23 protein-coding genes and 2 pseudogenes are annotated in these 24,116 nt (G+C 71.4%); 15 read left to right on the top strand and 10 right to left on the bottom strand.

Features of this window, described 5'->3' with window-relative positions:
* Positions 1 to 190: 190 nt before the first annotated feature.
* Entirely contained in the window at positions 191 to 1,768 is a 1,578-nt protein-coding gene (locus ACFZBU_RS41200) for an MFS transporter (RefSeq protein ID WP_391588909.1), read from the bottom strand.
* A 186-nt stretch (positions 1,769 to 1,954) separates the two neighbouring features.
* Here ACFZBU_RS41200 and ACFZBU_RS41195 point away from each other — a divergent pair, with 186 nt between their 5' ends.
* The 3 genes from ACFZBU_RS41195 (at position 1,955) to ACFZBU_RS41185 (ending at position 4,365) form a co-directional block, all read left to right on the top strand.
* Entirely contained in the window at positions 1,955 to 2,782 is an 828-nt protein-coding gene (locus ACFZBU_RS41195) for a TetR/AcrR family transcriptional regulator (protein WP_391588908.1), read from the top strand.
* Positions 2,783 to 3,008: 226 nt separating this feature from the next.
* Entirely contained in the window at positions 3,009 to 3,413 is a 405-nt protein-coding gene (locus tag ACFZBU_RS41190; protein WP_391588907.1) for a hypothetical protein, read from the top strand.
* A gap of 346 nt (positions 3,414 to 3,759) precedes the next feature.
* Positions 3,760 to 4,365 carry a dihydrofolate reductase family protein gene (locus ACFZBU_RS41185; protein WP_391588906.1) on the top strand — a complete coding sequence of 202 codons (606 nt, stop codon included), beginning with the start codon at positions 3,760 to 3,762 and terminating at the stop codon, positions 4,363 to 4,365.
* 93 nt (positions 4,366 to 4,458) lie between these two features.
* Here the strand turns inward: ACFZBU_RS41185 and ACFZBU_RS41180 are convergent, their stop codons facing one another.
* From ACFZBU_RS41180 to ACFZBU_RS41170, 3 genes are read right to left on the bottom strand one after another with little or no spacing between them, the layout of a single operon-like run.
* Entirely contained in the window at positions 4,459 to 4,842 is a 384-nt protein-coding gene (locus tag ACFZBU_RS41180) for a DUF4267 domain-containing protein (protein WP_391588905.1), read from the bottom strand.
* Complete coding sequence (locus ACFZBU_RS41175; RefSeq protein ID WP_391588904.1) at positions 4,842 to 5,621, bottom strand: DUF1365 domain-containing protein; 780 nt, start codon at positions 5,619 to 5,621, stop codon at positions 4,842 to 4,844. Before ACFZBU_RS41175 ends, ACFZBU_RS41180 begins: the two co-directional genes overlap by 1 nt.
* Positions 5,618 to 6,898: an NAD(P)/FAD-dependent oxidoreductase gene (locus ACFZBU_RS41170; RefSeq protein ID WP_391588903.1), complete on the bottom strand. Its 1,281-nt coding sequence runs from the start codon at positions 6,896 to 6,898 to the stop codon at positions 5,618 to 5,620. The genes ACFZBU_RS41175 and ACFZBU_RS41170 overlap by 4 nt, the downstream gene beginning before the upstream one ends.
* A gap of 377 nt (positions 6,899 to 7,275) precedes the next feature.
* Here ACFZBU_RS41170 and ACFZBU_RS41165 point away from each other — a divergent pair, with 377 nt between their 5' ends.
* From ACFZBU_RS41165 to ACFZBU_RS41150, 4 genes are all read left to right on the top strand, one after another.
* The gene (locus tag ACFZBU_RS41165; protein WP_391588951.1) at positions 7,276 to 8,109 is read left to right on the top strand and encodes a DUF4397 domain-containing protein; all 834 of its coding nucleotides are present in this window, start codon (positions 7,276 to 7,278) and stop codon (positions 8,107 to 8,109) included.
* 383 nt (positions 8,110 to 8,492) lie between these two features.
* Positions 8,493 to 8,921 carry a class F sortase gene (locus ACFZBU_RS41160; protein WP_391588902.1) on the top strand — a complete coding sequence of 143 codons (429 nt, stop codon included), beginning with the start codon at positions 8,493 to 8,495 and terminating at the stop codon, positions 8,919 to 8,921.
* Positions 8,918 to 9,514 carry a sigma-70 family RNA polymerase sigma factor gene (locus tag ACFZBU_RS41155; protein WP_391588901.1) on the top strand — a complete coding sequence of 199 codons (597 nt, stop codon included), beginning with the start codon at positions 8,918 to 8,920 and terminating at the stop codon, positions 9,512 to 9,514. Before ACFZBU_RS41160 ends, ACFZBU_RS41155 begins: the two co-directional genes overlap by 4 nt.
* On the top strand, positions 9,501 to 10,346 hold the full coding sequence (locus ACFZBU_RS41150; protein WP_391588900.1) for an anti-sigma factor: 846 nt from the start codon (positions 9,501 to 9,503) through the stop codon (positions 10,344 to 10,346). The genes ACFZBU_RS41155 and ACFZBU_RS41150 overlap by 14 nt, the downstream gene beginning before the upstream one ends.
* Before the next feature lie 130 nt (positions 10,347 to 10,476).
* On the opposite strand, the gene ACFZBU_RS41145 is transcribed toward ACFZBU_RS41150, so the two are convergent.
* The 3 genes and pseudogenes from ACFZBU_RS41145 to ACFZBU_RS41135 form a co-directional block, all read right to left on the bottom strand.
* Entirely contained in the window at positions 10,477 to 11,478 is a 1,002-nt protein-coding gene (locus ACFZBU_RS41145; protein ID WP_391588899.1) for an SDR family NAD(P)-dependent oxidoreductase, read from the bottom strand.
* 441 nt (positions 11,479 to 11,919) lie between these two features.
* Positions 11,920 to 12,924, bottom strand: a pseudogene (locus tag ACFZBU_RS41140) (IS5 family transposase).
* Between the two features lie 231 nt (positions 12,925 to 13,155).
* Positions 13,156 to 14,568: an erythromycin esterase family protein gene (locus ACFZBU_RS41135; RefSeq protein WP_391588898.1), complete on the bottom strand. Its 1,413-nt coding sequence runs from the start codon at positions 14,566 to 14,568 to the stop codon at positions 13,156 to 13,158.
* A gap of 305 nt (positions 14,569 to 14,873) precedes the next feature.
* On the opposite strand from ACFZBU_RS41135, the pseudogene ACFZBU_RS41130 reads away from it, so the two are divergent.
* A pseudogene (locus ACFZBU_RS41130) lies at positions 14,874 to 14,981 on the top strand (IS5/IS1182 family transposase); the annotation flags it as partial.
* A 67-nt stretch (positions 14,982 to 15,048) separates the two neighbouring features.
* Here ACFZBU_RS41130 and ACFZBU_RS41125 read toward each other — a convergent pair.
* The 3 genes from ACFZBU_RS41125 to ACFZBU_RS41115 all read right to left on the bottom strand — a co-directional run bounded on the left by ACFZBU_RS41125 (position 15,049) and on the right by ACFZBU_RS41115 (position 18,565).
* The gene (locus ACFZBU_RS41125; protein ID WP_391588897.1) at positions 15,049 to 15,543 is read right to left on the bottom strand and encodes a hemerythrin domain-containing protein; all 495 of its coding nucleotides are present in this window, start codon (positions 15,541 to 15,543) and stop codon (positions 15,049 to 15,051) included.
* A gap of 779 nt (positions 15,544 to 16,322) precedes the next feature.
* Positions 16,323 to 17,342 carry a hypothetical protein gene (locus ACFZBU_RS41120; protein ID WP_391588896.1) on the bottom strand — a complete coding sequence of 340 codons (1,020 nt, stop codon included), beginning with the start codon at positions 17,340 to 17,342 and terminating at the stop codon, positions 16,323 to 16,325.
* Positions 17,339 to 18,565, bottom strand: a complete 1,227-nt coding sequence (locus ACFZBU_RS41115) for a hypothetical protein (RefSeq protein ID WP_391588895.1) — start codon at positions 18,563 to 18,565, stop codon at positions 17,339 to 17,341. Before ACFZBU_RS41115 ends, ACFZBU_RS41120 begins: the two co-directional genes overlap by 4 nt.
* On the opposite strand from ACFZBU_RS41115, the gene ACFZBU_RS41110 reads away from it, so the two are divergent.
* From ACFZBU_RS41110 to ACFZBU_RS41080, 7 genes are all read left to right on the top strand, one after another.
* The gene (locus ACFZBU_RS41110) at positions 18,551 to 18,874 is read left to right on the top strand and encodes a hypothetical protein (protein ID WP_391588894.1); all 324 of its coding nucleotides are present in this window, start codon (positions 18,551 to 18,553) and stop codon (positions 18,872 to 18,874) included. The two genes, ACFZBU_RS41115 and ACFZBU_RS41110, sit on opposite strands and share 15 nt — an antisense overlap.
* Positions 18,875 to 19,629: 755 nt before the next feature.
* Positions 19,630 to 20,163 (top strand): redoxin domain-containing protein, encoded by a 534-nt coding sequence (locus ACFZBU_RS41105; protein ID WP_391588893.1) that lies wholly within the window; start codon positions 19,630 to 19,632, stop codon positions 20,161 to 20,163.
* 67 nt (positions 20,164 to 20,230) lie between these two features.
* Positions 20,231 to 20,410: a hypothetical protein gene (locus ACFZBU_RS41100; protein WP_391588892.1), complete on the top strand. Its 180-nt coding sequence runs from the start codon at positions 20,231 to 20,233 to the stop codon at positions 20,408 to 20,410.
* Positions 20,411 to 20,475: 65 nt separating this feature from the next.
* A complete protein-coding gene (locus ACFZBU_RS41095; protein ID WP_391588891.1) occupies positions 20,476 to 21,009 on the top strand; it encodes a MauE/DoxX family redox-associated membrane protein in 534 nt (177 codons plus the stop codon).
* Between the two features lie 14 nt (positions 21,010 to 21,023).
* Entirely contained in the window at positions 21,024 to 21,590 is a 567-nt protein-coding gene (locus ACFZBU_RS41090; protein ID WP_391588890.1) for a TlpA family protein disulfide reductase, read from the top strand.
* Positions 21,587 to 23,434, top strand: coding sequence for an ABC transporter ATP-binding protein (locus ACFZBU_RS41085; RefSeq protein ID WP_391588889.1), 1,848 nt, complete (start codon positions 21,587 to 21,589; stop codon positions 23,432 to 23,434). The genes ACFZBU_RS41090 and ACFZBU_RS41085 overlap by 4 nt, the downstream gene beginning before the upstream one ends.
* Positions 23,431 to 24,102, top strand: coding sequence for a S26 family signal peptidase (locus ACFZBU_RS41080; RefSeq protein WP_391588888.1), 672 nt, complete (start codon positions 23,431 to 23,433; stop codon positions 24,100 to 24,102). Before ACFZBU_RS41085 ends, ACFZBU_RS41080 begins: the two co-directional genes overlap by 4 nt.
* Positions 24,103 to 24,116 lie beyond the last annotated feature (14 nt).

The following is a 24,116-nucleotide window of genomic DNA, read 5'->3' as shown; positions in this document are numbered from 1 at the left end:
GGTTGCGGCCGGCGAGGACGGTCCTGAAGCCGCGTTTGGAGGTAGGAACCGTCGATTCCCCTCCGGCCCTCTGTGGCGTGTGCCCCCGACGCCTTCGGAACGCGAGTCACCCCGGGCCCACACGGCCTGCTCGACCTGTGCCGTGCTCGGACCCGCCGAACCCGCCTGGCCCGCCGGGTCCTGAAGGACGTCATCCCACCGGTTCGCTCGTCGCCTCGGTTGCCGCCGTCTCGCCTTGCGTGGCGGGTTCGGGGGTTGTGCCCCGCAGCAGCATTCCGATCGCGAGCGCCGCGCCGGTGAGCAGGGTCGCGCCGACCACGGCAGTGATCCGCATCTCCCGGGTGAAGGCGTCGAACGCCACCTGTCGCAACGCCTCGCCGCTGCTCCCGGGCAGGGTCGCGGCGGTGTCGACGGCGGCGCCGAGCGTGTCCCGGGCCGCGTCGAGCTCCTGGGACGACAGACCGTCAGGGGCGTTGTCGGTCACCGTCGTTCGGTAGATCGCGGTGCCGATGCTGCCCAGTACCGCGATGCCGAGGGCGCCGCCGAATTCGGCGGCGGTCTCGGAGATCGCCGACGCGGATCCGGCCCGCTCGGGCGGCGCGGAGGACAGGATCATGTCGGTGACCACCGCGACGACCCCGCCGATGCCGAGCGCCACGACGGTCAACGCGACGATCAGATGACCGCTCCCGGAGTCGGTACGGATCAGCGCCAGCGCGACGTAGCCGGCGACGGACACCAGCAACCCCACGACCATCACGTTCGCGTTGCCGATCCGCGGCGCGAGCACGGTGGCCGCCGCGATGCCCGCGGGCATCACCAGGAAGGTCGGCAGCGACCACAGCGCCGCTTCCAACGGCCCCATGCCCAGCACGAGTTGCATGTATTGCGAGGTGAACAGGCTGTAGCCGACGAGGGCGAAAATCGCCAGGGTTTCGGTGGCCAACGACACGCTGAACCTGCGGGAGCGGAACAGCGCCAAGTCGATCATCGGGTTGTCGACCACCCGTTGCCGGTACAGGAATCCGCCGCCGACCAGGGCCCCGGCGGCGACGTAGGCCGCGGGGACCCAGCCGAAACCGTGTTCCGCGGCCTGCTTGATGCCGTACACGATGCCGAGGACGGCGACGAGTGACAGGACGGCGCCGAGGATGTCGAACCGGCCGGGCTCGGGATCGCGATACTCCGGGAGCAACAATGGGCCGAGAACGAGCAGCAGCAGCATCACCGGCACGTTGACGAGGAAGACCGAGCCCCACCAGAAGTGCTCGAGCAGCGCGCCGCCGATGACCGGGCCGAGCGCGGCACCGCCCGCGAAACCGGCGGTCCACACGCCGACGGCCGTGGCCCGCTCCTGGTCGTCGTGGAACATGTTCCGGATCAGCGAGAGCGTGGACGGCGCGAGTGTCGCCCCGGCGACGCCCAGCAGCGCGCGGGCTGCGATCAGGGTGCCCGGATCGGTCGACAGGGCCGCCAGGACCGAGGCGACGCCGAAGCCGAGGGCGCCCGCGAGCAGCAACCGTCGTCGGCCGATCCGGTCGCCCAGCGTACCCATGGTGATGAGCATTCCGGCCAGCAGGAAGCCGTAGGCGTCGGTGATCCAGAGCAGTTCGGAACTGCTCGGTTCGAGGTCGGTCGTCAGGAACGGGAGCGCGACGAAGAGCACGGACATGTCCATCGAGACCAGTACGCAGGAGAGCACCAGGACCGCGAGCCCGATCCACTCCTTCGTTCCGGCTTTGTTCCGGGTTTCCGTCATCTCCACCATTCCCTGAGGTGTGTGTACTGGTACCTGCACGTCGATGCGTACTGCGTACGTGTCGACCGCGTACAAGATACGCACGGCACACGGGCCCGCCAAGTTCTTTATTTGATGGGCAATTGGCGCACGTTCCCGCCCCGCACGCTAGAATTTCGACACACAACTTGATCCGTGACGAAAAGGAGGCACGCGATGGCGACGTGCGCCCGCTGCGGCAACGTGCTGGAGTCGGCCGAGCGGGGAAGGCCACGGCGCTACTGCTCCCGGGCGTGCCGGGCGAAGGCCTACCGGGCACGCGTGGCACAGGAGCCCGACGACACAGCGGCGAACCCCGACGCCCAGGCAACGCACCTCACCGTCGAGGTCATCGTGCGTACCGGCATCGCGATCGCGGACGCCGAGGGGCTCGACGCGCTCTCGATGCGTCGCGTAGCGTCCGATCTCGACGCGGGCACCATGTCCCTGTATCGCTACGTGCCGTCCAAGGACGAATTGGTCGCCCTGATGGTGGAGGCGGCGATGACCGAGGCGCCGCCCCCCGATCCCGCTCCGCGAGGGTGGCGGGAGGGGCTCGAATCCGCCGCCCACCGCGACTGGCAGCTGTACCGCCGGCACCCTTGGATCCTGCGGAACGTCATGGTGAGCACCCGGTTGAGGACCAGCCCCGGCATCGCGGCGGACAGCGAACGCACGTTCACGTCCTTCGACGGTCTCGACCTCGAGCCGCGTGAGGCGTTCCGGTACGTCTTCATGATCGCCGCGTACACACAGGGCGTGGCCATGACCCTGGTCGACGAGATCGAGGCCGAACGGCGATCGGGGCTCACCGCGGCGCAGTGGCGCAAGGCCGCCGCTCCCTCGTGGGATTCGCTGTTCGAGTCCGGTGCGTATCCGCGCCTGACCCGCGCGATGCGCGCCGTCGGCGACTCATGGGACCTGGACGCCCTGTTCCGTTCCGGCCTCACCGGCGTCCTGGACGGCATCGCCGCGTCCCTGGCCCGACGGGGTGAGCACGATTGACCCCTCGACAGCCGGCCCGCCGCGCCTCGCCCGAACTCGCCCACGCGGCGAGCCTCGCGCCGGGCCGCGGGAGCCGAGATCGGGCAGCTCGGTCCGCTCGATCCGCTCAGGCGACTCAGGCGACTCAGGCGGCTCGGTCGACCCGGGCGGCTCGTCGGATCGAAGGCACCGCGGTCGGTGGCACCGTGAATCGCTTGACGAGGGCGTCGCGCTGATCACCGACATCTTGGCCCGCGCGCCGATCGGCCCGTATCAGGTGCAAGCGGCGATCGCGGCCGTGCATGCCGAGGCCGCGCGAGCCGAGGACACCGACTGGACGCAGATCGTCGGCCTGTACGACATCCTCCGGGACCTGGACCCCAATCCCGTGGTCACCCTCAACCAGGCCGTCGCGGTGGCCATGGCCCAGGGCCCGCAGGCCGGTCTCGCGCTGCTGGGGCCCCTCGACGCCGACCTCCGGATGTCCGGACATCACCGACTGCACGCCGTCCGAGCGCACCTTCTGGAGTTGGCCGGCGACCACCAGGCCGCCCATGTGCACTACCTGACCGCCGCCCGGCTGACCACGAGTCTCCCCGAACAGCATTACCTCCAGGGACGCGCGGCACGCCTCCAGGGCCGACCACGGTGACATCGCCGAGCGCCGGTGGCGACGACGCCCCGCGCCCGGGGCTTGAGGAGGTTCGGGCTGCGCGACCACCCGACAGAAGCCGGATCGCGGCGTGTGGCCGCGCCTCGGGGCGGTGTAGTCGTGCGCCATCCGCCGTCCGGGTGCGCGCGGGCTCGGCGGGGCCACCACCAATGCGCGGGGATCATCCCGGATTCGCGAAGCCGACCTGCGGAGTACGCCGAATCGACGTCGGATGGATGTCGGATCGCGCATCGCGGTGAGATGCCGTGGTGTTGTGTCACGGAGGTTCGCCGATGATTTTTCGGCGGCTCTGGGGTCTACCCATCGACGACCAAGGGAGCACATCATGCGCAAGATCATCGTTTGCACGTTCCTGACGCTCGACGGCGTCATGCAGGCGCCGGGCGGTCCGGACGAGGACGCGGAGAGCGGCTTCGAGCACGGCGGCTGGCAGAAAGCGGTGTCCGACGACGAGGTCGGCGCGGGCATCGCCGGTTGGTACCAGGATTCCGACGCGATGCTGCTCGGCCGCAAGACGTACGAGATCTTCGCGTCGTACTGGCCGACCGCCGATCCCGACAACCCGTTCACCGAGCGGATGAACAGCATGCACAAGTACGTGGCGTCCCGGACCCTGACGTCCGTCGAGTGGCGGAACTCCACGCTGTTGGAGGGCGACGTGGTCGATGCCGTGCGCGCGTTGAAGGCATCCGAGGGCGGCGACGTCAACGTCGTCGGCAGCGGCGACCTCGCCCAGACCCTGATGCGCAACGACCTCGTCGACGAGTACCGGCTGACCATCCACCCGGTGATCATCGGCACGGGCAAGCGGTTGTTCGCCGACGGAGCGATCCCCACCGCGCTGGAGCCGGTCAGCGTCTCGACCACGAAGGGCGGCACCGTCCTCGGCATCTACCGGCCGAACGGCAAGCCCACCTACGACAGCTACTAATGCCGTGCCGGGCGCCGCGCCGGGTGAACGTTGCCGGGCGCGGCACTAGGCATGCGCCGCGGCCCGCTGACGACCATTTGGCCCATCGGGGGGTCAGCGGGCGCCGCGGCATGTTTCGGCCCCGCCGAGGCTGTAGGCGTTGAGCGCGGCCCAGGCCAAGGCGATGGATGCGGCCTTGGCGCGGTGCGCCTTGGAGGGCAGGCACGCGCCCAGGATCGCCGCGTCGCCGATGTCGCATCCGATGCGGCACCAGGTGGCCACGCGGCGCGCGCGGTCGCCGGTGGCGCACGTGATGGCGACGCCGATGACCGCGTCGCGGGCGCCGACCATCCTGATCAGCGGCGCCGTGTCGGCGGTGGCCGAGCCGTCCGGCGCGGTCGGCAGGCCGCATGGGCGGGCGAGCCACTGGGGGCGCAGGAGGATCGCGACGCCGTACGCGGTGGTGGCGGCGCCGAGGGTGCGGTTGAGGGCAGACATCATCGTGTACCTCGTCGATTGTGTTCGGTTCGGGGGCAGCCGGACGCTGCCCGGGGTACCACGGGCACTCCGCGCAGCCACAGCCACAGGCCCTGTGCCCGGATGCCGGCCGTTACCCGATGCGGCAACAGAGGGAAGCGGATCAGCAGGGCGGCGAACCGGGCGGGGGTGGCGGGGACGCGCCGCCCCCGCCACTGTGCGGTGAACACCACGCGGCCGCCTTGGTGGAGCGTGACGCAGACGTCGAAGCGGTCGCCGGGCTCCGGCGCGCGGATGTCGTAGTGGCCTTCGACGGTCAGGAAGGGCGAGACGTAGAAGGCCTTGTCGGTCCGGGCGTGGCCGTCCCGACCCGGGTGCAGCAGGTAGCGGTGGCGTTCGCCGTAGGTGTTGTGCACCTCGGCGACCACGCAGGCGAGCCGCCCGTCCCGATGGTGGCACCAGTAGAGCGTCAAAGGGTTGAAGACGTAGCCGAGGACGCGCGCGTTCGCCAACATCAGGATCCGTCCCCCCGACAGGTCCACGCCCTGGTCGGCGAGCCAGGACGTCATGTTGGCGCGGATCGTGCGGGTCGGGTCACCGATGTGGTCGCGGGCGTCGAAGCGGGCGAACGACCGCAGCAGCCGGGGGAGTCGGACGGGTGCGTCGAGGTCGACGAGCCAGGTGTAGCCCTGGTTGCGGAACCGTCGCCGCGGCTGCCGCAGCCGGGTGTGGACCACTTCGGTGCGGTAAAGCGCCGTCCCCGTGCTCGCGGCGCAGGCGCGTGGGCTCGTCGTCGTCACCACGCCACCCCCAGTGCGGCCGCCGCGCGGACGCCCGACGCGCAGCCGTCCTCGTGGAACCCCCATCCGTGGTAGGCCCCGGCGAAAGCGGTGCGCCCGGCGTTGAGCAGCGGAAGTTGCCGCTGCGCGGTGAAGGAGGCGGGGGTGAAGACCGGGTGCGCATACGTCATGCGGGCCAGGACCGCTGCGGGGGCGGGGCGGTCGGTCGCGCCGAGGGTCACCAGGTATCGGTGCGGCTCGTCCAGACGCATCAGCCGGCTGACGTCGTAGGTGACCAGGACCCGGTCGCGATCGACGCCGCCCTCGCAGGCGGTCTTGAGGTAGTTCCACGAGGCGTGCGCCGCGGGCGCGCGGGGCAGGAGGGAGGGATCGGTATGCAGGCAGGCCTCGTTGCGCGTGTACCGGAACGCCCCGAGCACTCTGCGTTCCGAGGGGAGGGGATCCGCGAGCAGCCGCAGCGCATCGTCGGCGTGCGTCGCGAGGACCACGGCGTCGAACTCGTGCACACGGTCCGCGTCGTCGCGGACTTCGGCGCCCGTCTCGGTCCTGCGCACCGCCCGGACCGGCGTTGCCGCGTTCACCGACGCCAGGCCCTTGGCCGCGCGGTCGACGTAGGTGCGGGACCCGCCCTGCACCGTTCGCCAGGACGGTGAGCCGCCCACGGCCAGCATGCCGTGGTTGGCGAGGAACGCGAACAGGTACGCGGCCGGGTATTCGCGGCTGCCGCGCGTGCCTGTCGACCAGACCGACGAGACCAGCGGCATGACGAAGTGGTCGACGAAGTAGGGCGAGAAGCCGTCGGCCAGGAACTCGCCCAGAGTCGGGTGGCCGTCGGAACCGCGGGGCTCCCGGGCGAGCAGGGCCCGGGCCCGGCGGTGGAAGCGGACGACCTCGCCGAGCATGCGCAGGTAGCGGACGTTGACGCTGTTCGACCGCTGCGCGAACAGGCCGTCGACGCGCCGCGCGCCCGCGTACTCCAGACCGCAGCCCTCGCAGCGCACGCTCATCGACATCTCCGCGTCCTGGGTCCGCACGCCCAACTCGGCGAAGAGCCTGATCAGGTGCGGGTAGGTGCGTTCGTTGTGCACCAGGAAGCCCGTGTCCACCGGCACCGTCCCGCCGTGGTCCGCTGGGATGTCGTGCGTGTGGGCGTGCCCGCCGAGCCGGTCGTCGGATTCGAACAGCCAGACGTCGTAGCGGCGTTGGAGGACATAGGCGGCGGTGAGGCCGGACACTCCGGCGCCGATGACCGCGACGCGCGGCCGGGGCCGCGTCACCGCCGGGGCCTTGCGGCCGGGGTGATCGGGCCGGCGGATACCGGACTGCGGTGTTCAGGCATGACTTCTCCGTCCCCGAGGGTCGTGCGTATCGCGACGCTCGCCCACAGTTCGGGTCGTGAGGGCGCTGCGGATGCACTGCCGGGCCGGAAATTTCGTCGAGTTTTGCGCGCGGGCGGTCTTTCCGCCCGGTGGACCGGAAAGTTGCGGTTCGGGCGCATCCGCTCCGGGGGCGAGCGCGGAAGGAGGGGTGAAGGGTTCTGCACGGACGAGATCTGGAGTTTCTGATGGACACGAAAGAGAGGATCCCGATCACCCGCGACAGCGTCGCTCCCGGTCGCGATGTCGGGCGTGGCGACGGCCGCGGCAGTCGACCGATGGCGCGGCGGCGGGCCGCCGCCGCGCTCGGCGTCGGCGTGTTGTGCGCGTCGTCGGTCGCCTTCGGTACGGCGCCCGCGCACGCCGCCGACACGGCGACCGTCTCGGTCCTGCACGGCATCCCCGGGCCGACCGTGGACGTGTACGCGAATGGTCGGCAGTTGCTGCCCGACTTCAAGCCCGGCACCCTCACCGACCCGCAGCAGCTCCCGGCGGGCAGCTACGAGGTCAAGGTGTTCAAGGACAACGAGGGTCCGGCCGGGACACCGGCGCTGCAGAAGACGGTCGACGTCCCCGCCGGCGCCAACGCAACCCTGGTCGCGCACCTGGGGCCGGACGGCACGCCGATGCTGTCCGCGTTCGTCAACGACACGACGCCGATCGCGGCCGGCAAGGCCCGCGTGACCGTCCGGCACGTCGCCGCGGCTCCGGCCGTCGACGTCCGCGCCGACGGCACACCGGTGTTCACCAACCTGACGAACCCCAAGGAGGCCAAGGCCGACGTCGCTGCCGGCACCGTCAAGGCCGACGTGACACTCGCCGGAACCTCCACGGTGGCGCTCGGCCCGGCCGACCTGAACCTCGCCGAGGGCACCAACACGATCGTGTACGCCTACGGCGGCGCGAACGACAAGAGCCTCGCGCTGAAGACCCAGACGATCTCGGGCCTGCATTCCGCGCCCGGCGGCGTCCCGGCCGGCGAGTCCGGCGCGGCGGCGCACTCCGGTGCGGAAGGCGGCTCCGGTACGCCCGCATGGGCGATCGGCCTGGGCGCGGCCGCGGCGCTCGGACTCGCGGCCGGCGGGTATCGCCTCGCCACCGCGCGGCGCTGACGCCCGTGCGACGGACATCCGACAGGCAAGGGGCCGACATCACGGCGGGACCGTCCCGGCCGTGATGTCGCCCTGGATTGGAGGTTGTCGTGCTGCGTGATCCGCATCGGCGCCGGGTGCCGCCGGCGGACCCCGTGCCGATGGCCGGCTTCCCGGCCCCGCCCGCTCGGCGGCGCACGCGGATTCCGGCATGGCGACCGGTCGTTGCCGGTGTCGCCGTGACCGCGTGCGCGGCCTGCGGATCTGCCGGCGCACCCCCGGAGCCGCTTGCGCCACCGGCGCCCACCACGTCGTCCGTCCCGCCGACCGAGGCGTCGATCGCTCCGGCGGGCGCGGGGTCGGAATCCGGCACCGCGGCGCCGGAGGCACCCACGGCGGTACGTGTGGCGTCGCTCGGGCTGTCCGCTCGCGTGGTGCCGGTGGGCGTACGACCGGACGGTCAGGCGGAGATACCGCCGGACGGCGGGACGGTCGGCTGGTACCGCTTCGGACCGGCACCGGGCTCCGCCACCGGGTCCGCCGTCCTGATCGGGCACGTCGACACCGCGGACGGACGCCTGGGGCGGTTCGCGAAGCTGGAGCGCGGCGCCCCGGGCGACCGCGTCACGGTCGAGCGCGGCGCCGCGGCGGTGCTCACGTACCGGGTGACGCGGGTCGAGACGGTCCCCAAGGGCGGGCTCGCGGCCACCGGGATCTTCCGGCGCGACGGGCCCGCGCAACTGGTGCTGGTCACGTGTGGCGGCGCCTACGACCGCTCGGCCGGGGGCTACCAGGCCAACCTGATCGTCACGGCAGTGCCGGAGCCGACATGACCCCACGCACGGCCTTCCCCGGATCCGCGGTCCTGGCCAGTACAGTGGCGAGCGTGGAAGCGCTCGACGACGCCGACGTCGCCAAGGCCTTCGCGGCCGGGCAGCAGGCGGCGTTCGCCGAGACCTACCGGCGGTGGGGCGGACTGGTGTTCACCGTGTGCGTGCGCGCACTCGGCGACCACGCCGAGGCCGAGGACGTCACCCAGCAGGTGTTCGTCTCCGCCTGGCGCGGGCGGGCCACGTACCGCCCCGAGGCCGGGTCCCTGGCAGGCTGGCTGGTCGGCATCGCCCGGCATCGCATCGCCGACGCGTACGCCGCCCGCGCGCGCCGGGCCGACCCGACCGACGCCGAACCCGCCGCCGATCCGTCGTACGACGCGGACGTCGTCGAACGGGTGGTCGTCGCCGACGAACTCTCCCGCCTGGGCCAGCCGCAGCGGCGCATCCTCGAGATGGCGTTCTTCGGCGACCTGACACACACTCAGATCGCCGCGCGGCTCGCCCTTCCGCTCGGCACGGTCAAGAGCCACATCAGACGCGGCCTCGGCCGCCTGCGCGACCGCTTGGAGGAGGTGGACGATGAATCACAGTGACCCGACGACGCTCGCGCTCGCGGCACTCGGCGAGCCGGTGCCCGAAACCGACCGCGCACACATCGCCGCCTGCCCCGTCTGCCGCGCGGAACTCGACCGCCTCCAAGCCGCGGCGCGCCTCGGCCGCGACGTGCACCCCGACGACGAACCGACCCCTCCGCCGCCCGGGCTGTGGCAGCGCATCAACGACGAACTGGCCGGCGAACCGGGGCCCCCGGCAGCCGGCGACGGACGATCCGAAGCTTCCACAAGTCTCGGCGGCGACAGGGGTTCCGCGCGGCACGGCGAGGACGACTTCGCCCCGAGGGCGACCGGCGCCACGCACCTGCCCGGCAGCGCGCCCACCCCCTCGAACGGCGCCACCGCGCCCAGGGAACGGTGGTTCAGGCTCCGGACCTCACTGGCCCTTGCCGCCTCGGCGGCGCTGATCGGTGCCGCGGTCGGCATCGGCGGCACTCTGTGGGCCGCCCGCGACGACGAGAGCCCGCCCATGCAGGTCACCGCCGCGACCCGCCTCGAGCCGCTGCCCGCGCACCGGGCGGTCGGCGACGCAGTCCTCGACACCGGTGGCGAGACCGGCCGGCGCCTGGTCGTACGCGTCTCCGGCCTCGCCCCGCAGCCCGGCTTCTACGAGGTCTGGCTGCTGGACCGCGACGCGCAGAAAATGATCGCCGTCGGCATGCTCCCCGCCCACGGGGAAGCCACCTTCGACCTCCCGCCGACCCTCGACCTGGCCGGCTACCCCGTCGTCGACGTGTCCCTCCAGCAGTACAACGGCTCGCCCCAGCACTCCGGCGACAGCGTCGTCCGCGGCACCCTGCCGAGCAGCTGACCCGGCACCGTCGCCGCGTGCGCGGGCGGGCGGGCGTCGAGCCCGCCCACGGGGGCGCCGTGCCCCGGTGGCCGGCGTGGGCGGGGTCCTCGCCGTCGCCGCGAAGCGGGCGAACGGGTGCCATCGCCGGCTACTCCGTGGTCGGCGGCGTCGGTGCGGCGGCCAGTCGGGAAACGTAGTCCCACAGCTCGCGGCGGGCCGCGGCGCCGTCGGGCCGGGCCCCGAGGGCGTACGTCGCGGGACGCGGTCGACGGTCGTGCCACAGGAGCCCGGTCGTGCGGACCGCTTCGGGGGCGTGGCCGAGCCAGACCACGGTGTCGGCGCCCTGGGCGGGTGTGCGGATGACGGGGCGGGTGAGGGTGCGGAACACCGGCATCCAGCTACGCACCCCGGGAGTGTCGGCCCAGCCGGGGTGCACCGCGTGCACGTGTACGCCCGCATCGCGCAGCCGCTCCGCCCACTGCTGCGTCAGCACCACTTGGGCGCGCTTGGTCCGGGCGTAGATCTTCTTGGGCGTGTAGCGGGTGTCGGCCGACTCCGGGTCCCCGGCGGGAAGCCGTTGGCCGTACTGACCTCCGGAGGTGACGTTGAGGACGCGCGAGGGAGCCGCGGCCCGCAGCACCGGCAGGAGCGCCTCGGTGAGTACCCAGGGGGCCAGGACGTGGGTGGCGAAGGTCAATTCGACGCCGTCGACGCTGTAGGTGCGCTGGTCGGGCATGACGCCGGCGTTGTTGACCAGCACGTCCAGCCGTGCTTCGTCGCGGAGGAACTGCTCGGTGAAGGACCGCAATTGGGCCAGGGAGCTGATGTCGCAGGCGACGGGCCGCAGATCGGCCTCGGCTGCCCCGCCGACAGCGGGGCCGACGTGTTCGCGGACCCGGCGCGCCGCGTCGTCGGCCCGCTCCTGATTTCGGCCCAGGACGCGGACGGAGGCGCCCAGCCGGGCAAAGCCGACGGCGGCCTCCAGCCCGATCCCCGACGCGGCGCCGGTGACCAGCACGACGCGGCCGTCCATGCGGCCGCCGTCCTCGGGCCAGCCCGGCAGCCGGCGGCGCAGGTGGTAGCCGGGGGTGCCGTAGCCCAGGACAACGGTGCGGTCCAAGGCCCGGTCGGCCCACGTCGCCAGGTTCATGAGCGGCTGCTACCCCGGGCGCGAGGTGGGTATCCGTGGTCGCGAATGTGGGTTGCCGGGTGGGCCGGACGGCCGGCCGGGTGACGGCCGGTGCACGGCCACGCCGGCCGACGCCCGGAGGCGGTCACCGCGCCGCTCTTCCCGTATCCGGGCGCACGGCGGAGTCAAGGGCACACGAACATCCTCGACCGGCAATGCGGTTCACACCGCACACCGGGGTCGGTGGCTGTCCTTGCCGATCCGATCCACACCGAGCGAACCGCCTCCGGTGCACCCATGGTGGAACCGTGCGCCCCGGCCCGCGCCGCCGACGGCGTCCGCCGCTGCGCCGCCGGGGTGCCCCGGGCTCGTGGCCTCGTTCGAGGCGGGGTGGTTGTGGTGGGGATGATGGCGCGGTCGGGCGCCGGAACCGGACGGTCTAGGGCGCGTATCCAGTTGAGATCAACGGGTGCTCCGGCTGAGGGCGTTGACCCAGATCATGGCGGCGCGAAGGTGGAGGGCGGCGAGGTAACTCTGGGGGATTTTGTCGTATCTGGTAGCGATTCCGCGCCAGGCCTTGAGCTCGTTGATGAGGCGCTCGACGGTGTTCCCTTCCCTTTAGAGGTCGGCGTCGTGGCCGACGGGCCGGCCGCCGCCGCTGCCTTTCCTCTTGCGGTTGGCGGCCTGGTCGCTCTTCTCCGGGATGACCACCTTGATGCGGCGTTTCCGCAGGTGGGCGCGGTTGGCGCGGGACGAGTAGGCTTTGTACCCGGCGACCGCGTCGGGTCGGGTGCGGGGACGCCCGACGGGCCCGCGGACCCGTATCCTCCCGAGGACGGGGACGAACTGCGGGCTGTCGGCGGTCTGTCCCGCGGTCAGGACGAACGCCAACGGGCGGCAGTTCCGGTCGCAGGCGAGGTGGATCTTGGAGGACTGCCCGCCCCTCGATCGCCCGAGCAGAGCAACCCTCAGTCGGACCTTGTGTCGGCGCCGGACACGTCGTCGTTCCTCCCGCTTCGGATCGATTCCGGCTCCGTTCCCGTCTTGTTCCCCCGGCCTGCCCCCCTTTTTCCGGGCCTTCCCCTCCTTGGCGGCCGCCTTCTCCAGGGTGGTGAGCGTGGCGGGATCGAGATGCATCCCGGCGGCGTCGTGGTGCGCCCGGACGGTGGTCGAATCCACGCTCACCAACGACAGGTCCACCACGCCCTGCTTCGCGGCCTCCGCGATCAGGCCCTCCAACAGGGCCTCGAAGACACCGGCGTCCCGCCACTGTCGAAAACGGTTGTGCACGGTCGGCCACGCACCGAACCGCTCCGGCATCTCCCGCCACTGCGCACCCGTCCGAAACTTCCAGATCACGCCCTCGAACTGCTGCCGCAGCCGCTCGGGATACGGACCGAACCCACCGATAGGCAGGTACGGCCCGATGAACTCCCGCTCCACGTCCGTCAGTTGCTCTCGCGTCACAACACGACGATCCGCCAGCTCAGGACCGCCTCGGCGACGAATCCCACAGATCGATCGCGACCCGATACGCGCTAGTGCCGCGCCCGGCAACGTTCACCCCGTCGCGGCGCCCGGCACGGCACCTCGCCGCCCCGCCGAAACGTCCGAGTACTCCAGTACGAGAACGTTCCGGCGGCACGCCGATGCACCGCACCGAACACCGCGACGGGGCAAACGTTGCCGGGCGCGGCACTAGTTGAGCATGCCGGCCGCGTTCACTTGCCGGAGGTGGATCACGACGTCGTGTGTCTTCGCGAGTCGGATCTGCGGGGCGTCCGCGATCCCGGGGTAGGTGGCGCCGATGTTCTTGATGGTGTGCGGCTCGGCCAGCCAGGCGCGGGCTTCCGTCGGAGTGTTGCGCAGGTCGACCACGAAGTCGCGGTAGCGCACCCGGTCGAGGGTGTGCTCGGCGGTGCCGGGTGCGGCCGGGCCGACGGTGAAGCGGTGGACGCCGCCGTCCCGGCCGAAGGCGTTGAACGAGCCCCGGTCGAAGGTGAGTCCGACACTCAGGTATCCGCTGCCCAACCGCTCGCGGAGGAAGGCGCCCTGGACCTTCGGGTGAGTGGCGGGGGCGTAGGTGTCGAGGGCGACATGGGTGTTGTGGGCGGCGAGCACGATCCTGTCGCCGGTCTGCCGCTGCCACCAGGCGACGTTGTCCGCCATGCTCCGGTCGCGGTAGGTCATGGCGTCGGGGATGCTTCGGGGGTCGTCCAAGTCGAAGGCGTACAGCGTGGTCATCTGGTGGATCGCGGTGGCGTGCTGGACGGCCCAGGCATGCGCGTCGGCGTCGGTGCCCGTGCCGGGCCTTTGCTTGAGCAGTTCCACCGCCCGGCCCGTGCGTTCGGCGATTTCCCTGCGTTCGGCGATCGGCTTGGACAGGTACTCGTTGATGTACGTGTCGGCGTCGGTGGCGGGCCGCAGGCCCCGGTACAGCTCGGTGAGCTGCGGGACGAGTTCGGGGCGGGCCGCGGCCGCGTATGCGCCCACCTTGTCGTACAGCTGGGCACCGGCGAACCCGTTGTCGTCGCCGACGAAGCGCACCGGGTCCTTCGGGTGCTCGGCGTTGTACGCGCGCATCCACTGGAGCAGATCGCGGTACTCGGCGTTGTTCCACAACCGGTAGGAGCCCTGGAACTCCTCGTCCATGATCTGCTTCAAGTCGCCCTCGCCGCGCAGGACGTAGGCGTCGAGCCGCACTCCGGTGCTCCACGCGGCTTCGAGGGCGAAGGCCCGAAAACCCTTCTCCTCGACCAGGTACCGCAGGACCCGGTGCTTGACGGTGAGGAACTCGTGCGAGCTGTGGGTGGACTCGCCCAGGCCCACCACCCGGGCGTCGCCGACCATGCGGCCGAACGGACGCAGATCGGCCAGGCCGCCGCGTGGCTCGGTGGTGCGCAGCGGGTGGGCCACCCGGCCCAGGGCCGCCTCGGGGGAGCCGAACGCCGCGGCCGCGGCGCCCTCCGGGCCGGCGGACGCGGCGACGCCGGCGAAGACCGACGCGGTGGCCGGGGGGTTGGTGTCGGTCACCGATCCCGCATATGCGGTGCCGATCCCGCCGGCGGCCGCACCCACGCACAGCACGAGGGGCACGAAGGTACGCAGCACCTGCCGGACTGCCCGCGAAAGCGGCTGACTCGGTTGATCGGACGGGTGGTCGGGGATGGCCCGCGATACACGCGGGGTCGCGTTTGGCATGGCGCCCAAGCTAAGAACCCGGGCCTCGGCGCACATCGTCCTCCGGTCCCAGGACCGGAGTACTCCTTCGGCTCGTCCGGTCGGTACTCGGGTCCGGGGCCGGACGGCCCGGCCGAACTCACCTACCTGGTGATGAAGTTCGTGCGCGGTGCGCGGTGCGTGGTGTGCGATTCCGAGTGGCCCCGAAGCAGGACGGTTCGAGGGTTTCCTCGAGAATCGAGCGCCTGATCAACAAACCCAAGGCCTGGCGCGGCATCGCCACGAGATACGACCAGACCCCCGAAAGCTACCCCACCGGCCTCCATCTCCGCGCCGCGATGATCCGGCTCAACGCCTCAGCCGGAGCTCCTGCTGATCTCAACTGGACGCGGCACCAGGCGGCGCACGACCCTACTTGCCGTCCACGATCGACCGGACGTTGTCGATGGCTCCGCAGTTTGCCTCGAGGTACTTGCCACGTGCCTGGACGAACGCGGTGCCGAGTTCCTCGCGGCGGTCCATGGCGACGTTCTCTCGGGCGCCGTTGAGGATGGTGCGCTCCTCCTCGTCGGCGTGGTGGGTGACCTTCTCGACCAGTTCCTCCAGCTTCTCGTCCCACTCGTCCGAGCCGACCCGGTCGACATCGAGGAGGGCGAGAAGCGCCCTGTTGCCTTCTTCGTGCTCCTCCTCGCCGTGTTCGACTTCCTCGTCGTCGATGTGCTTGTAGCGCTTGAGTGCCGGATAGACCTCGGCTTCCTCCGCGAGACCGTGCGCGATGAGCAGGTCGGCGAACTCGGCCAGCGCGGCGGCCCGGTCGGCCTCGACGCTGCGCATGCGCCGGAAAAGGTCCTCCATCCGCCGGTGGTCCTCGAGGATCAGTTCGACGACGTCGCTCTGTGCGGCCATGATGGATTTCTCCCGTTGTTCGTTCGTAGGACCGGTTCGCCCGTGGAGTCCGGTGGAGTCCGAAGGCAACGCAGGACTACCCGCCGGCACGTGGCACATGCATGGCGTACCGATCGCTTGACGACCTTGCCGGACCCCGATGCGCTGACGCCGCAACAGGAACCGGCGCACGCCGCGGCCAGGTTGTTCACCGCGGGTGATCCCGGCACCGATGCGGCCGTCGGCGACCGCGGGGGAGCTCTCCGGCGTCGCCATCGGGACCGCGCCGACCTCGAGCCCGTTGCTGCGGCGAATCAGCGCGCATTACCCGTCGCCGGGATCGATCGCCGAGCCGTCGGTGTGCAGGACGAGGAGGGACACGTACATCGTCAGCATGTAGCTGCCGGTGTTGGACACCGCCCGCCCACCCACCGCCACTGGTGGTCGCGGTTGCGGCGCAGCGGCGGGGCTTGAGTTGGCATGCGCCGGCCAGGGTGGAACTCGCCCGACGACATCCCGCCGACGCGCCGGCCGCGGCGGTCCGCGCTGCGGCGCCGGAACCCTCCTTCGTTCCCGCGCACCGGGTGAAATCTCGTCTGCGCCGGCATGGTCGGCGACGCCAGGAGAGCAGCGGACGCAATGGCGCACCTTCGCCATCCGGGTATCGCACCGGACGACATCGCATCGAAAGGCCCTGACGGCCGATCAAGGTGTCCGCGCCCGGAGTCGAGTCGGCCCCGCGACCGCGGGGACGTTCCCTTGTCAACGCCGACGCCGGGTTGCGCCCGGCATACCGGTGGTCAGAGTTCGATGTGGTACCAGGTGCGGTGGTCCGGAAACTGCAGCCAGGCCTGATCGTCGCGGCAGACCGTGCGGCGAGCCCATGTGGTGGGCCGCGTTCCGTCCGGGAGCCGGAGCGGGGCTGATGCCACGGTCTCGAGGGGGCCGTTCCGGCCTTGGGTGAGCGTGACGGTGTAGTGGCCCGGGATCTTGCGCGGCCCGGTGCCGGCGGCGAGGAAGGCGACGTTGTCGCCGCCGACCAGCACGGCGGACGCGAACGGGATCGGTGTCCGTCGGGTCCAGCGGATGCCGGTGGCGTCGATCTCCACGAGGGGGAAGCCGGTGTAGGGGTAGGCCCAGGTCCGGTCCGACCCGACGTTGACGGCATAACAATCGGTCCAGGTGCCAGGGCTGATGGGGTCGAGCGTCGCGTACCAGGCGGGAGAGCCGTCACGGGTCCAGCGGACGAGACCGGGCATCGGCATGGTCGTCCGCGGCGCGGGCCGAGGCGTGGTCGCGCAGCTGCGAGCGCGGCGCAGGTTCGCGGGGAGTTGCGCGCAGACGAGGGCCTCGTCGCCGTAGCCGGTCCAGATGTTGTCGTGCCTGTCCGTGAGCAGGTGCTGGACATCGTCACCCGCGTGGAAGGTCGTCAGCGGTGTGCCGTCGCTGTCCACGATGAGTGCATTGTGGGGGATTTCTTTTTCGAGGGCTTCGAAAGTGGCCGCCGGTGGTCCGGAGGGCATGCGGCAGCGTGCGGCGGCGAGGACGAAACCGCTGCCCAGCGAGTCGATCCTGGGGAAGCGCAGGTGGAGGTCCGGCAGGTGCACTTCATGGACGTCGCTGCCGTCCATGAGCACGATCAGTGCGTCACAGGGCCGGTGCTGCTCCGGGGGCACACGATGGTTGCATGTCGCGTCCGGTGGGACGAGCAGTGTGACGACGCGTCCGTGGGCGTCGACGGTCGATGCCGCGACCTGCTGTTCTCCGTAGCGGTCGGGCAGAGAGGCGTAGGGCGCCAGACGGTGCGGAATTGCGGTCATGGGCTCGTCTCTCGGGGCTTGTCCTGCCGATGTGTCCGGGCGCCGTGGGGGTGTTCGGCGGCGTCGGAGTCGAGAAGGTCGGTGGGCCACCCGGCGAGGGTGGTGAGCGCGGCCTGGCGTACTTCGGGCGTGCCGGACGTGAGTGCGGACTTCAGCAGGGGCCGGCCGTGTTCGGGATGGTGGCGCAGGAAGTGCGCGAAGAGCAGGAGGGCATGGTCGCGTTCGGGTTGGGGCGTGGTGGCCAGGCGTTGTTCGGCCAAGGCGAGGATGTGTGCGGCCTGCTCGCCGTCCCCGTTGCGCAGGGCGTGGATCCAGGTCGGGTCGAGCAGGGACGGTCCGGTTTCCAGGCGCGCCAGGGCTTGCGCCGTCGGGCGCAGGCTCAGGAACTCGGCGGGTCCCAGGGCGAGGTGGAAGTCGGGCCGGCGGGGGTCGGCCAGGTGATCCAGGACAAGCGCCGACCATCGGGGTTCGTGGAGCAATGCCTCGTGGCGTGCGGTCAGGTACCGGATGTCGGCAGGCGTCCAGGGCAGGTCCTGGGGCGGGTGGCGGAAGAAGACGGTGATGCTGATCAGGTCACGCAGCATGGCGAGGGTGGGCGTCCGGGCCTGGACCAGGTCGGCGTGGCGACGCAGCACGGGGACGGCGTCCGGGTAGTCGGCCAAGCCGGGTGCCGGACCGCCCTGGCTCGCGGCGAGCGCAGCGAGAATGCCGCTCGCGCCGTTCATCAGCGAGGTGTCGATCTCCGGATTGCTCAGGGCACCATGCAGGTCGCCGGTGGTCGCGGCGATGTGAGCCAGGTACTCGTCCATGATGGCGTTGCGGAAGCCCTCGCGGAGCAGCCAGGCCCTGATGCCGGGGTCGGTGGTGCCGCGCAGCATGCGGACCGCGTGGATGCGTCCCCAGCCGGCGACACGTCGAGCCAACGTGTGGACGGCTTGGTCCCCGTCTGGTTGGGAGCGGTGGAGTGCGACGGCGGCGTACAGGGTGAGTTCGTCCAAGGTTCCCAGCAGGAGGAGCAGTTCGCGGTCGCGCATGTCCCCGCCCAGGCCCAGGAGTACCAGGCCGATCTTCACCGGGGCTCGACAGGTGCCGCGTTCCGCCAACTCCCGGCCCAACCGGCGCAGGCCACCGGACGGCAAGCAGCGACGGCGGACTTCGGCGCCGAGCTCGTCCGCGACGTCGATCGGCGAGCAGGTGGCGAGGAGGTCGTGGAGGTCCCGCAACCTGCCACTGCGGACGGGATCCGGAGTGCGGAGCAAGTCCTCGAAACGGTCGGCGAGTTCGATCCCCGTAGGATGAACGGAATCCTGGCCGTCGTGATCGCGCCTCACCAGGGCGTCTTCACCGCCGCCGACGATGACGGGGCGGGAACCGCCGGGGCGGGCGTCGGGAAGAGGATCGCCGAACCCCGGCCACGGACCATGTCCGTAGCGGTCGCGGAGGGCAAGCGCGTGGTCGAGAAGGATGGGATGATCGCAGGCGACACCGTCGTCGCGCTCCCACCACGAGCCGGTCACCGACCGGAGGGCTGACCGCCCTTTCGTGTAGTCATGACGTGGATAGTGCCCAATACGAAGCGACTTGGCAACCGAGCCCTGCGCCGACGGACTCCGCTGCGCCGAATGCCGTGCTCATCCGACGCACCACCCGGCGCATCCCCATCGAGGTCACGCCGGACGGCTGCACCGTGACGTTCGACAGGTCCGGTGGGGACTGGCACGCCACCCGCACCGTGCGTCGGGAGGTGGTCGTGCCGGCGTCGGGGACGGCACGGTTCGTTCCGGGTCGCGCATACGGTCCGTTCCGGGTCGCGCACGGGGCCGCGGGCGCGTGCGTCGAGCTACGGCAAGCCGCACGGGCTCGAACTGTCAAGACCCCACGGGCGAGCACTCGCGGAGGTCTCCCGACGCTGACGCCCGACGTCAAGAGTCGTGTTGACGGTGCTCGGCACGGTCCGCTCGCACGCGACGGCCGTGGCGGCACCGTGCCGTCCCGGGTCGCGGAGCAGCTCGAGGAACCGCGGGGGAACCTCGAGACGCGGCGGGCATCGGCGGTACGCGGCCGACGCTTCGCCCTTGACGGCAACGGCCCCGCGGTGGTGCCGCCGATGCGGGGTGTTCCCGGGGACGTGGTCGAGCAGGTGCGTCGGGGTGGGCCGGCGTAGCGCTTCCGCGTGCTCCATATGCGCGGTCGCGGGAGATGTCAAAGGAGTCTCGCATTGTGGATAGACACCGACAGCTACCGCTTGCACACTGGCCCCCTGTGCAACCGCGTCAGGGGGTCGAACTTGCCTTACGTCATTGCCGGTTTAGTGCTCGTCGGCATCGTCGTCCTGCTCAACCTCGCACTGCTCATCGTCATTCTGCGCCGTTGGCAGGAGCTCGAAGTCGTGCGCAGGCGAGCCGACTTCAGCGCCCAGGGTCCGCAACCGGGCGACCGTCTGCCGGACTTCACCGCCACCGGGATCAGCGGCCGGACCCTGACCCGGGAGGACGTCGGTGCGGGGGAGTTGCTGCTGGGGGTCTTCTCCCATGACTGTCCGTCCTGCATCGGCAAGGTCCCCGAGTTCGCCGAACGGGCCGACCGGGTCCGGGAAGCGGGCGGCCGGGTCGTGGCGCTGGTGATGGGTGCCGAAGCCGGTGAGAGCGGCCTGATCGCCGAACTCGTCGGGCCGGCGGACGAGGTCGTCCCGGAGCCCGAGGCGTCACCGCTGTTCCGGGCCCTGCGCGTTCCCGGCTTCCCCACGATCCTCAGCTACCGAGGCGGCGTACTCGCCGCCCCTTCCGCCGACGGCCGTCAACCGGTGCCTGCGGCGTCCTGAACCCCGGTGCGGCCGTGAGGTCACACCGTGGATTACGCACGTTCATCCACACACAATGAGGAGAACCATGCGCACACTCAAGGCCGGTGCCGGCCGCCTGATCGAGCGGATTCTGCCCAAGGCGGACGCCGAGGCCGGCTGCCCGACGGACTGCTGGACCGAGTGGACCGCCAACGGCCAGCGGTGCCGTCGCTGCTGTATCACGCCCAGGTGCGGGGTCAGCTGCGGCAGCTTCGACTACTGCTGACAGTTGCGGGGCGGGCCGCGTGCGGCCCGCCCCGCATTCTCGCGCCCACTCTCCCGGAGCCACATTTGTCGGACCTGCTGCTCATCTGCCGCCTGACCCTGATCTGCGTGCTGGCCGTGGCCGGCCTCGCCAAGTTGCGCGACCGCGACCGATTCGCCACGGCACTGGGCGACTTCGCCTTTCTGCCGGCCGCAGCCCGGCCCGCTCTCACCCTCCTGGTCCCCGCGGCCGAGCTCGCCGCCGCCGTGCTCCTGGCGCTGCCCGCGACGCTGACCGCGGGCCTGGCCCTCGCCGCGGTCCTGTGCGCGGCGTTCAGCGCCGTGGCCGTCACCACCATGCGCCGCGGCAGCCGGGCCGCCTGCCCGTGCTTCGGCAGCAGGACGACCGTGCCCATGGGCCCCTGGCACGTCGCCCGCAACGCCACACTCACCGTGTTGGCCATCCTCGGCGGCGCCGTCGCCGTCGCGCACGGCACGACCACGCCCCTCGACGCCCCCGCGCTCGCGCTCGCCGTCGGGAGCGCCGCATATCTCACCACGCTCGCCGTCTTCACCGACGACATCGCCTTCTTCTTCTCCGCCCGCAGCGGCCGACGCTGAAAGGACGACCACACGTGAACCACGCCGTTGCCGGCCTCGCCGTTCTCGCCGCGGCCGCCCTCGTCAACGCCCTCTTCACCCTCGCGATCGTCAGAGGCTGGCGCGCGACGATAACCGCCTCGACCTCGGCCGCCCACGCTCCGGCCACGGCCCCGGGCCCGCCGGTCCTCGCCGTGCAAGTGGGCGACCACACCCCCGCGTTCACCTTGCACACTCCCCGAGGCGACGTCACCGAGTCCGCCCTGGCCGGGCACCCCGCCCTCATCTGCTTCCTGCGTCCCGACTGCGGGCCGACCAGGAACAGCCTCCCCGTGATCGAGCGGTGGGCTCAGGCGAATACTCCGTCGGGCGCGCGCCTCGTCGCCGTCATCAGCGCAGCGGCCCCCGATGCCGATCCGCTGATCGAAGCGGTCGGCCCGCTTACCGAACTCGTCGCCACCGAGCCCCCGAACGGTCCCGTCGCTCGCGCCTTCGGCGTACGTCACCACCCCAGCTTCGTCCTCCTCGACGCCGACGGGACCGTCACGGAGACAGGTATCGGCCAAGGCTCGCTGCCCGCCCTCGACTACCTCTCCGCATGACCGGGACGTCCACGTACCGCGCATTCGCCGCCCGTACGGCCGAATACCTGCGGGGCCTCGCCGCAGTGCTGGCCCTGACCATCCGAGCCTGCCCCGGGGCGCTCGCCGTCCGCATCGCCACCGTGGCCGTCGCGGGCGCGGCCCCGGTGGCCGCCTCCTGGCTGCTCAAGTACGTGGTCGACGGCCTCGCCGCGAACGACTTCCGCACCCGGGACCTCTACCGGGCCGCATGTGGCATCGGCCTGCTCACCGTCCTCCTCGCCGCCGGCTCGGCCATCTCCTCCTACGCCGACGGCCGCATTCGTCGCGCCACCTCCACCCAGGCCCAGAGCGACCTGCTCGCCGCCGTCAACCGACTCAGCGGCCTGTCCAAGCTCGAAACGCCGACCTTCCAGAACCGCGTGCAACTCGCCATCCAAAGCGCGCAGGGAGCCGACCGGCTCGTCGCCGCGACACTCCAGGGCGCGCAGGGCGTGCTCACCATGGCCGGCTTCCTGGGCAGTCTCCTGCTCGTCAGTCCCACGTTGGCCGCCATCCTCGTCGCCGCGGCCGTCCCGGCCCTGTTCGCCCACCTGGCCAACAGCCGCCATCGCGCGGACATGTTCTGGCGCACCAGCAACCTGGCCCGCCGCCAGATCTTCTACCGGGGACTCCTCACCGACACGCAAGCGGCGAAAGAGATCCGCCTCTACGACCTCGGCGACTACTTCGCACGGCGCATGCGTACCGATCTCGACAACATCAACCGGCAGGAGGAGCGCCTCGACCGCCGCCTCGCCGGCTACGAGACGGCCCTCGCCGTCCTCGGAGCCGGCATCTCCACCGGCGCACTCGTCTGGGGCGTGCATCAAGCCGCCGCGCACGCCCTCACCGCCGGTGACGTGTCCCTTCTCGTCGCCGCCTCGGCCGGCATGCAGACGGCACTGGTCGGCCTGGTGGGGTGCATCGCCCAGAGCCACCAGACGGCCCTGTTGTTCAGCCACTACCGGCATGTCACCGGGGTCCGCGACGACCTCCCCCCACCGGCGAACCCGATCACACCCCCGCCCCTGAGCCGCGGCCTGGAAATCCGGGATGTCTGGTTCCGCTACACCGACGACGGACCGTGGATCCTCCGCGGCGTCACCCTGACCGTCCCGCACGGCACCAGCCTCGCCGTCGTCGGTCTCAACGGGGCCGGCAAGAGCACCCTCGTCAAACTGCTGTGCCGCCTCTACGACCCGCAGCGAGGCAGCATCCACTGGGACGGCATCGACCTCAAGGACATCCCCGCGGACCGGCTGCGCCGGCGGGTCAGCGTCGTCTTCCAGGACCCGATGGAGTACGACCTCACCGCCAAGGAGAACATCGGCCTCGGCGACCTCGGCTCCCTCGACGACGACGAGCGCATCCACGCCGCCGCCGCCGACGCGGACATCCACACCGCCCTTGCCCGCCTCCCGCAGGGCTACGACACCATGCTCAGCCGGGTGTTCTTTCCCGACGACACCGAAGACTTCACCCCCGGCGTCCAGTTGTCCGGCGGCCAGTGGCAGCGCCTGGCCCTCGCCCGGGCCCTGATGCGTTCCGAACGCGACCTGATGATTCTCGACGAACCCGGCACCGGCCTCGACGCGGTCGCCGAACGCCACGTCCACGACCGGCTGACCACACTGCGCCGAGGTGCGACGAGCATCCTGGTCTCCCACCGTCTCAACACCGTCCGCGCCGCGGACGCCATCGTCGTCATCGCCGACGGCACCGTGCACGAGAGCGGCACCCACGAACAGCTCATGGCCATCGACGGCGTCTATGCCGAGCTCTTCACCACGCAGGCCGAAGGCTACGAGGAGATCGTCCGGTGACCACCGCGGCCCGAAGGCTCCTCGCCCTCGCCGGCGTGCTCCTGTCCGCCGCAGCCCTGTCGTCGGCACGTGGGCGGTTGGTCGCGGTGACCGTTCGCGGCTACAGCATGTCGCCGACCCTCATGCCGGGCGACCGGGTGCTGATGCTTCGCGGCGGACGCCGGGTCGCCACCGGTCGGCTGGCCGTCGTCGTCGCGCCCCACCCCGAGTACGGCTGGAGTCCGCCCGCGGGCGCCACACCCGACGCGTGGTACATCAAACGCATCGCCGCCGTCGCCGGAGAGCCCGTACCGGACTGGGCAGGCCGATGCCCCGGCATTCACGTGCCGCCGGGCATGCTCGTCCTCCTGGGCGAGAGGCCGGGCTCGGTCGACTCCAAAAAATGGGGCTACTGCCCCGAGGACAAGCTCGTCGGCACCGTCCTGCTCCGGCTGGGGACCGCAGCCGGCGCGCCCCCCTCACGCCGCTCCACGCGGGACTCGCCGCCGCCGACCCCTGGCCACACGCTGCGCCGCGTGGCGGCCGGCGAAGTCGCGGACCCGGCGACGACCGGCACGGACCTGCTGCGCCGGGACATCAAGCCGCAACTGCCGGAGACCATGGACCTGTTGGCCGACCGACAGGTGGAAGCCATCGCGGACAGGATCCAGCCGGGCGAGCCGGACTGACCCGTGCACGGGCA

It is taken from the genome of Embleya sp. NPDC008237, from assembly GCF_042956465.1.
In the GTDB taxonomy this organism is placed as follows: Bacteria; Actinomycetota; Actinomycetes; order Streptomycetales; family Streptomycetaceae; genus Embleya.
This window is presented reverse-complemented; position numbering and strand designations above follow the sequence as displayed.

Bases quoted from the DNA above. Each gene is read 5' to 3' on its own strand.
- ACFZBU_RS41120 (WP_391588896.1), bottom strand. From the start codon at position 17,342: ATGACCGCAATTCCGCACCGTCTGGCGCCCTACGCCTCTCTGCCCGAC.
- ACFZBU_RS41195 (WP_391588908.1), top strand. From the start codon at position 1,955: ATGGCGACGTGCGCCCGCTGCGGCAACGTGCTGGAGTCGGCCGAGCGG.
- ACFZBU_RS41180 (WP_391588905.1), bottom strand. From the start codon at position 4,842: ATGTCTGCCCTCAACCGCACCCTCGGCGCCGCCACCACCGCGTACGGC.
- ACFZBU_RS41085 (WP_391588889.1), top strand. From the start codon at position 21,587: ATGACCGGGACGTCCACGTACCGCGCATTCGCCGCCCGTACGGCCGAA.
- ACFZBU_RS41155 (WP_391588901.1), top strand. From the start codon at position 8,918: ATGACCCCACGCACGGCCTTCCCCGGATCCGCGGTCCTGGCCAGTACA.
- ACFZBU_RS41200 (WP_391588909.1), bottom strand. From the start codon at position 1,768: ATGGTGGAGATGACGGAAACCCGGAACAAAGCCGGAACGAAGGAGTGG.
- ACFZBU_RS41100 (WP_391588892.1), top strand. From the start codon at position 20,231: ATGCGCACACTCAAGGCCGGTGCCGGCCGCCTGATCGAGCGGATTCTG.
- ACFZBU_RS41165 (WP_391588951.1), top strand. From the start codon at position 7,276: ATGGCGCGGCGGCGGGCCGCCGCCGCGCTCGGCGTCGGCGTGTTGTGC.
- ACFZBU_RS41150 (WP_391588900.1), top strand. From the start codon at position 9,501: ATGAATCACAGTGACCCGACGACGCTCGCGCTCGCGGCACTCGGCGAG.
- ACFZBU_RS41125 (WP_391588897.1), bottom strand. From the start codon at position 15,543: ATGGCCGCACAGAGCGACGTCGTCGAACTGATCCTCGAGGACCACCGG.
- ACFZBU_RS41185 (WP_391588906.1), top strand. From the start codon at position 3,760: ATGCGCAAGATCATCGTTTGCACGTTCCTGACGCTCGACGGCGTCATG.
- ACFZBU_RS41145 (WP_391588899.1), bottom strand. From the start codon at position 11,478: ATGAACCTGGCGACGTGGGCCGACCGGGCCTTGGACCGCACCGTTGTC.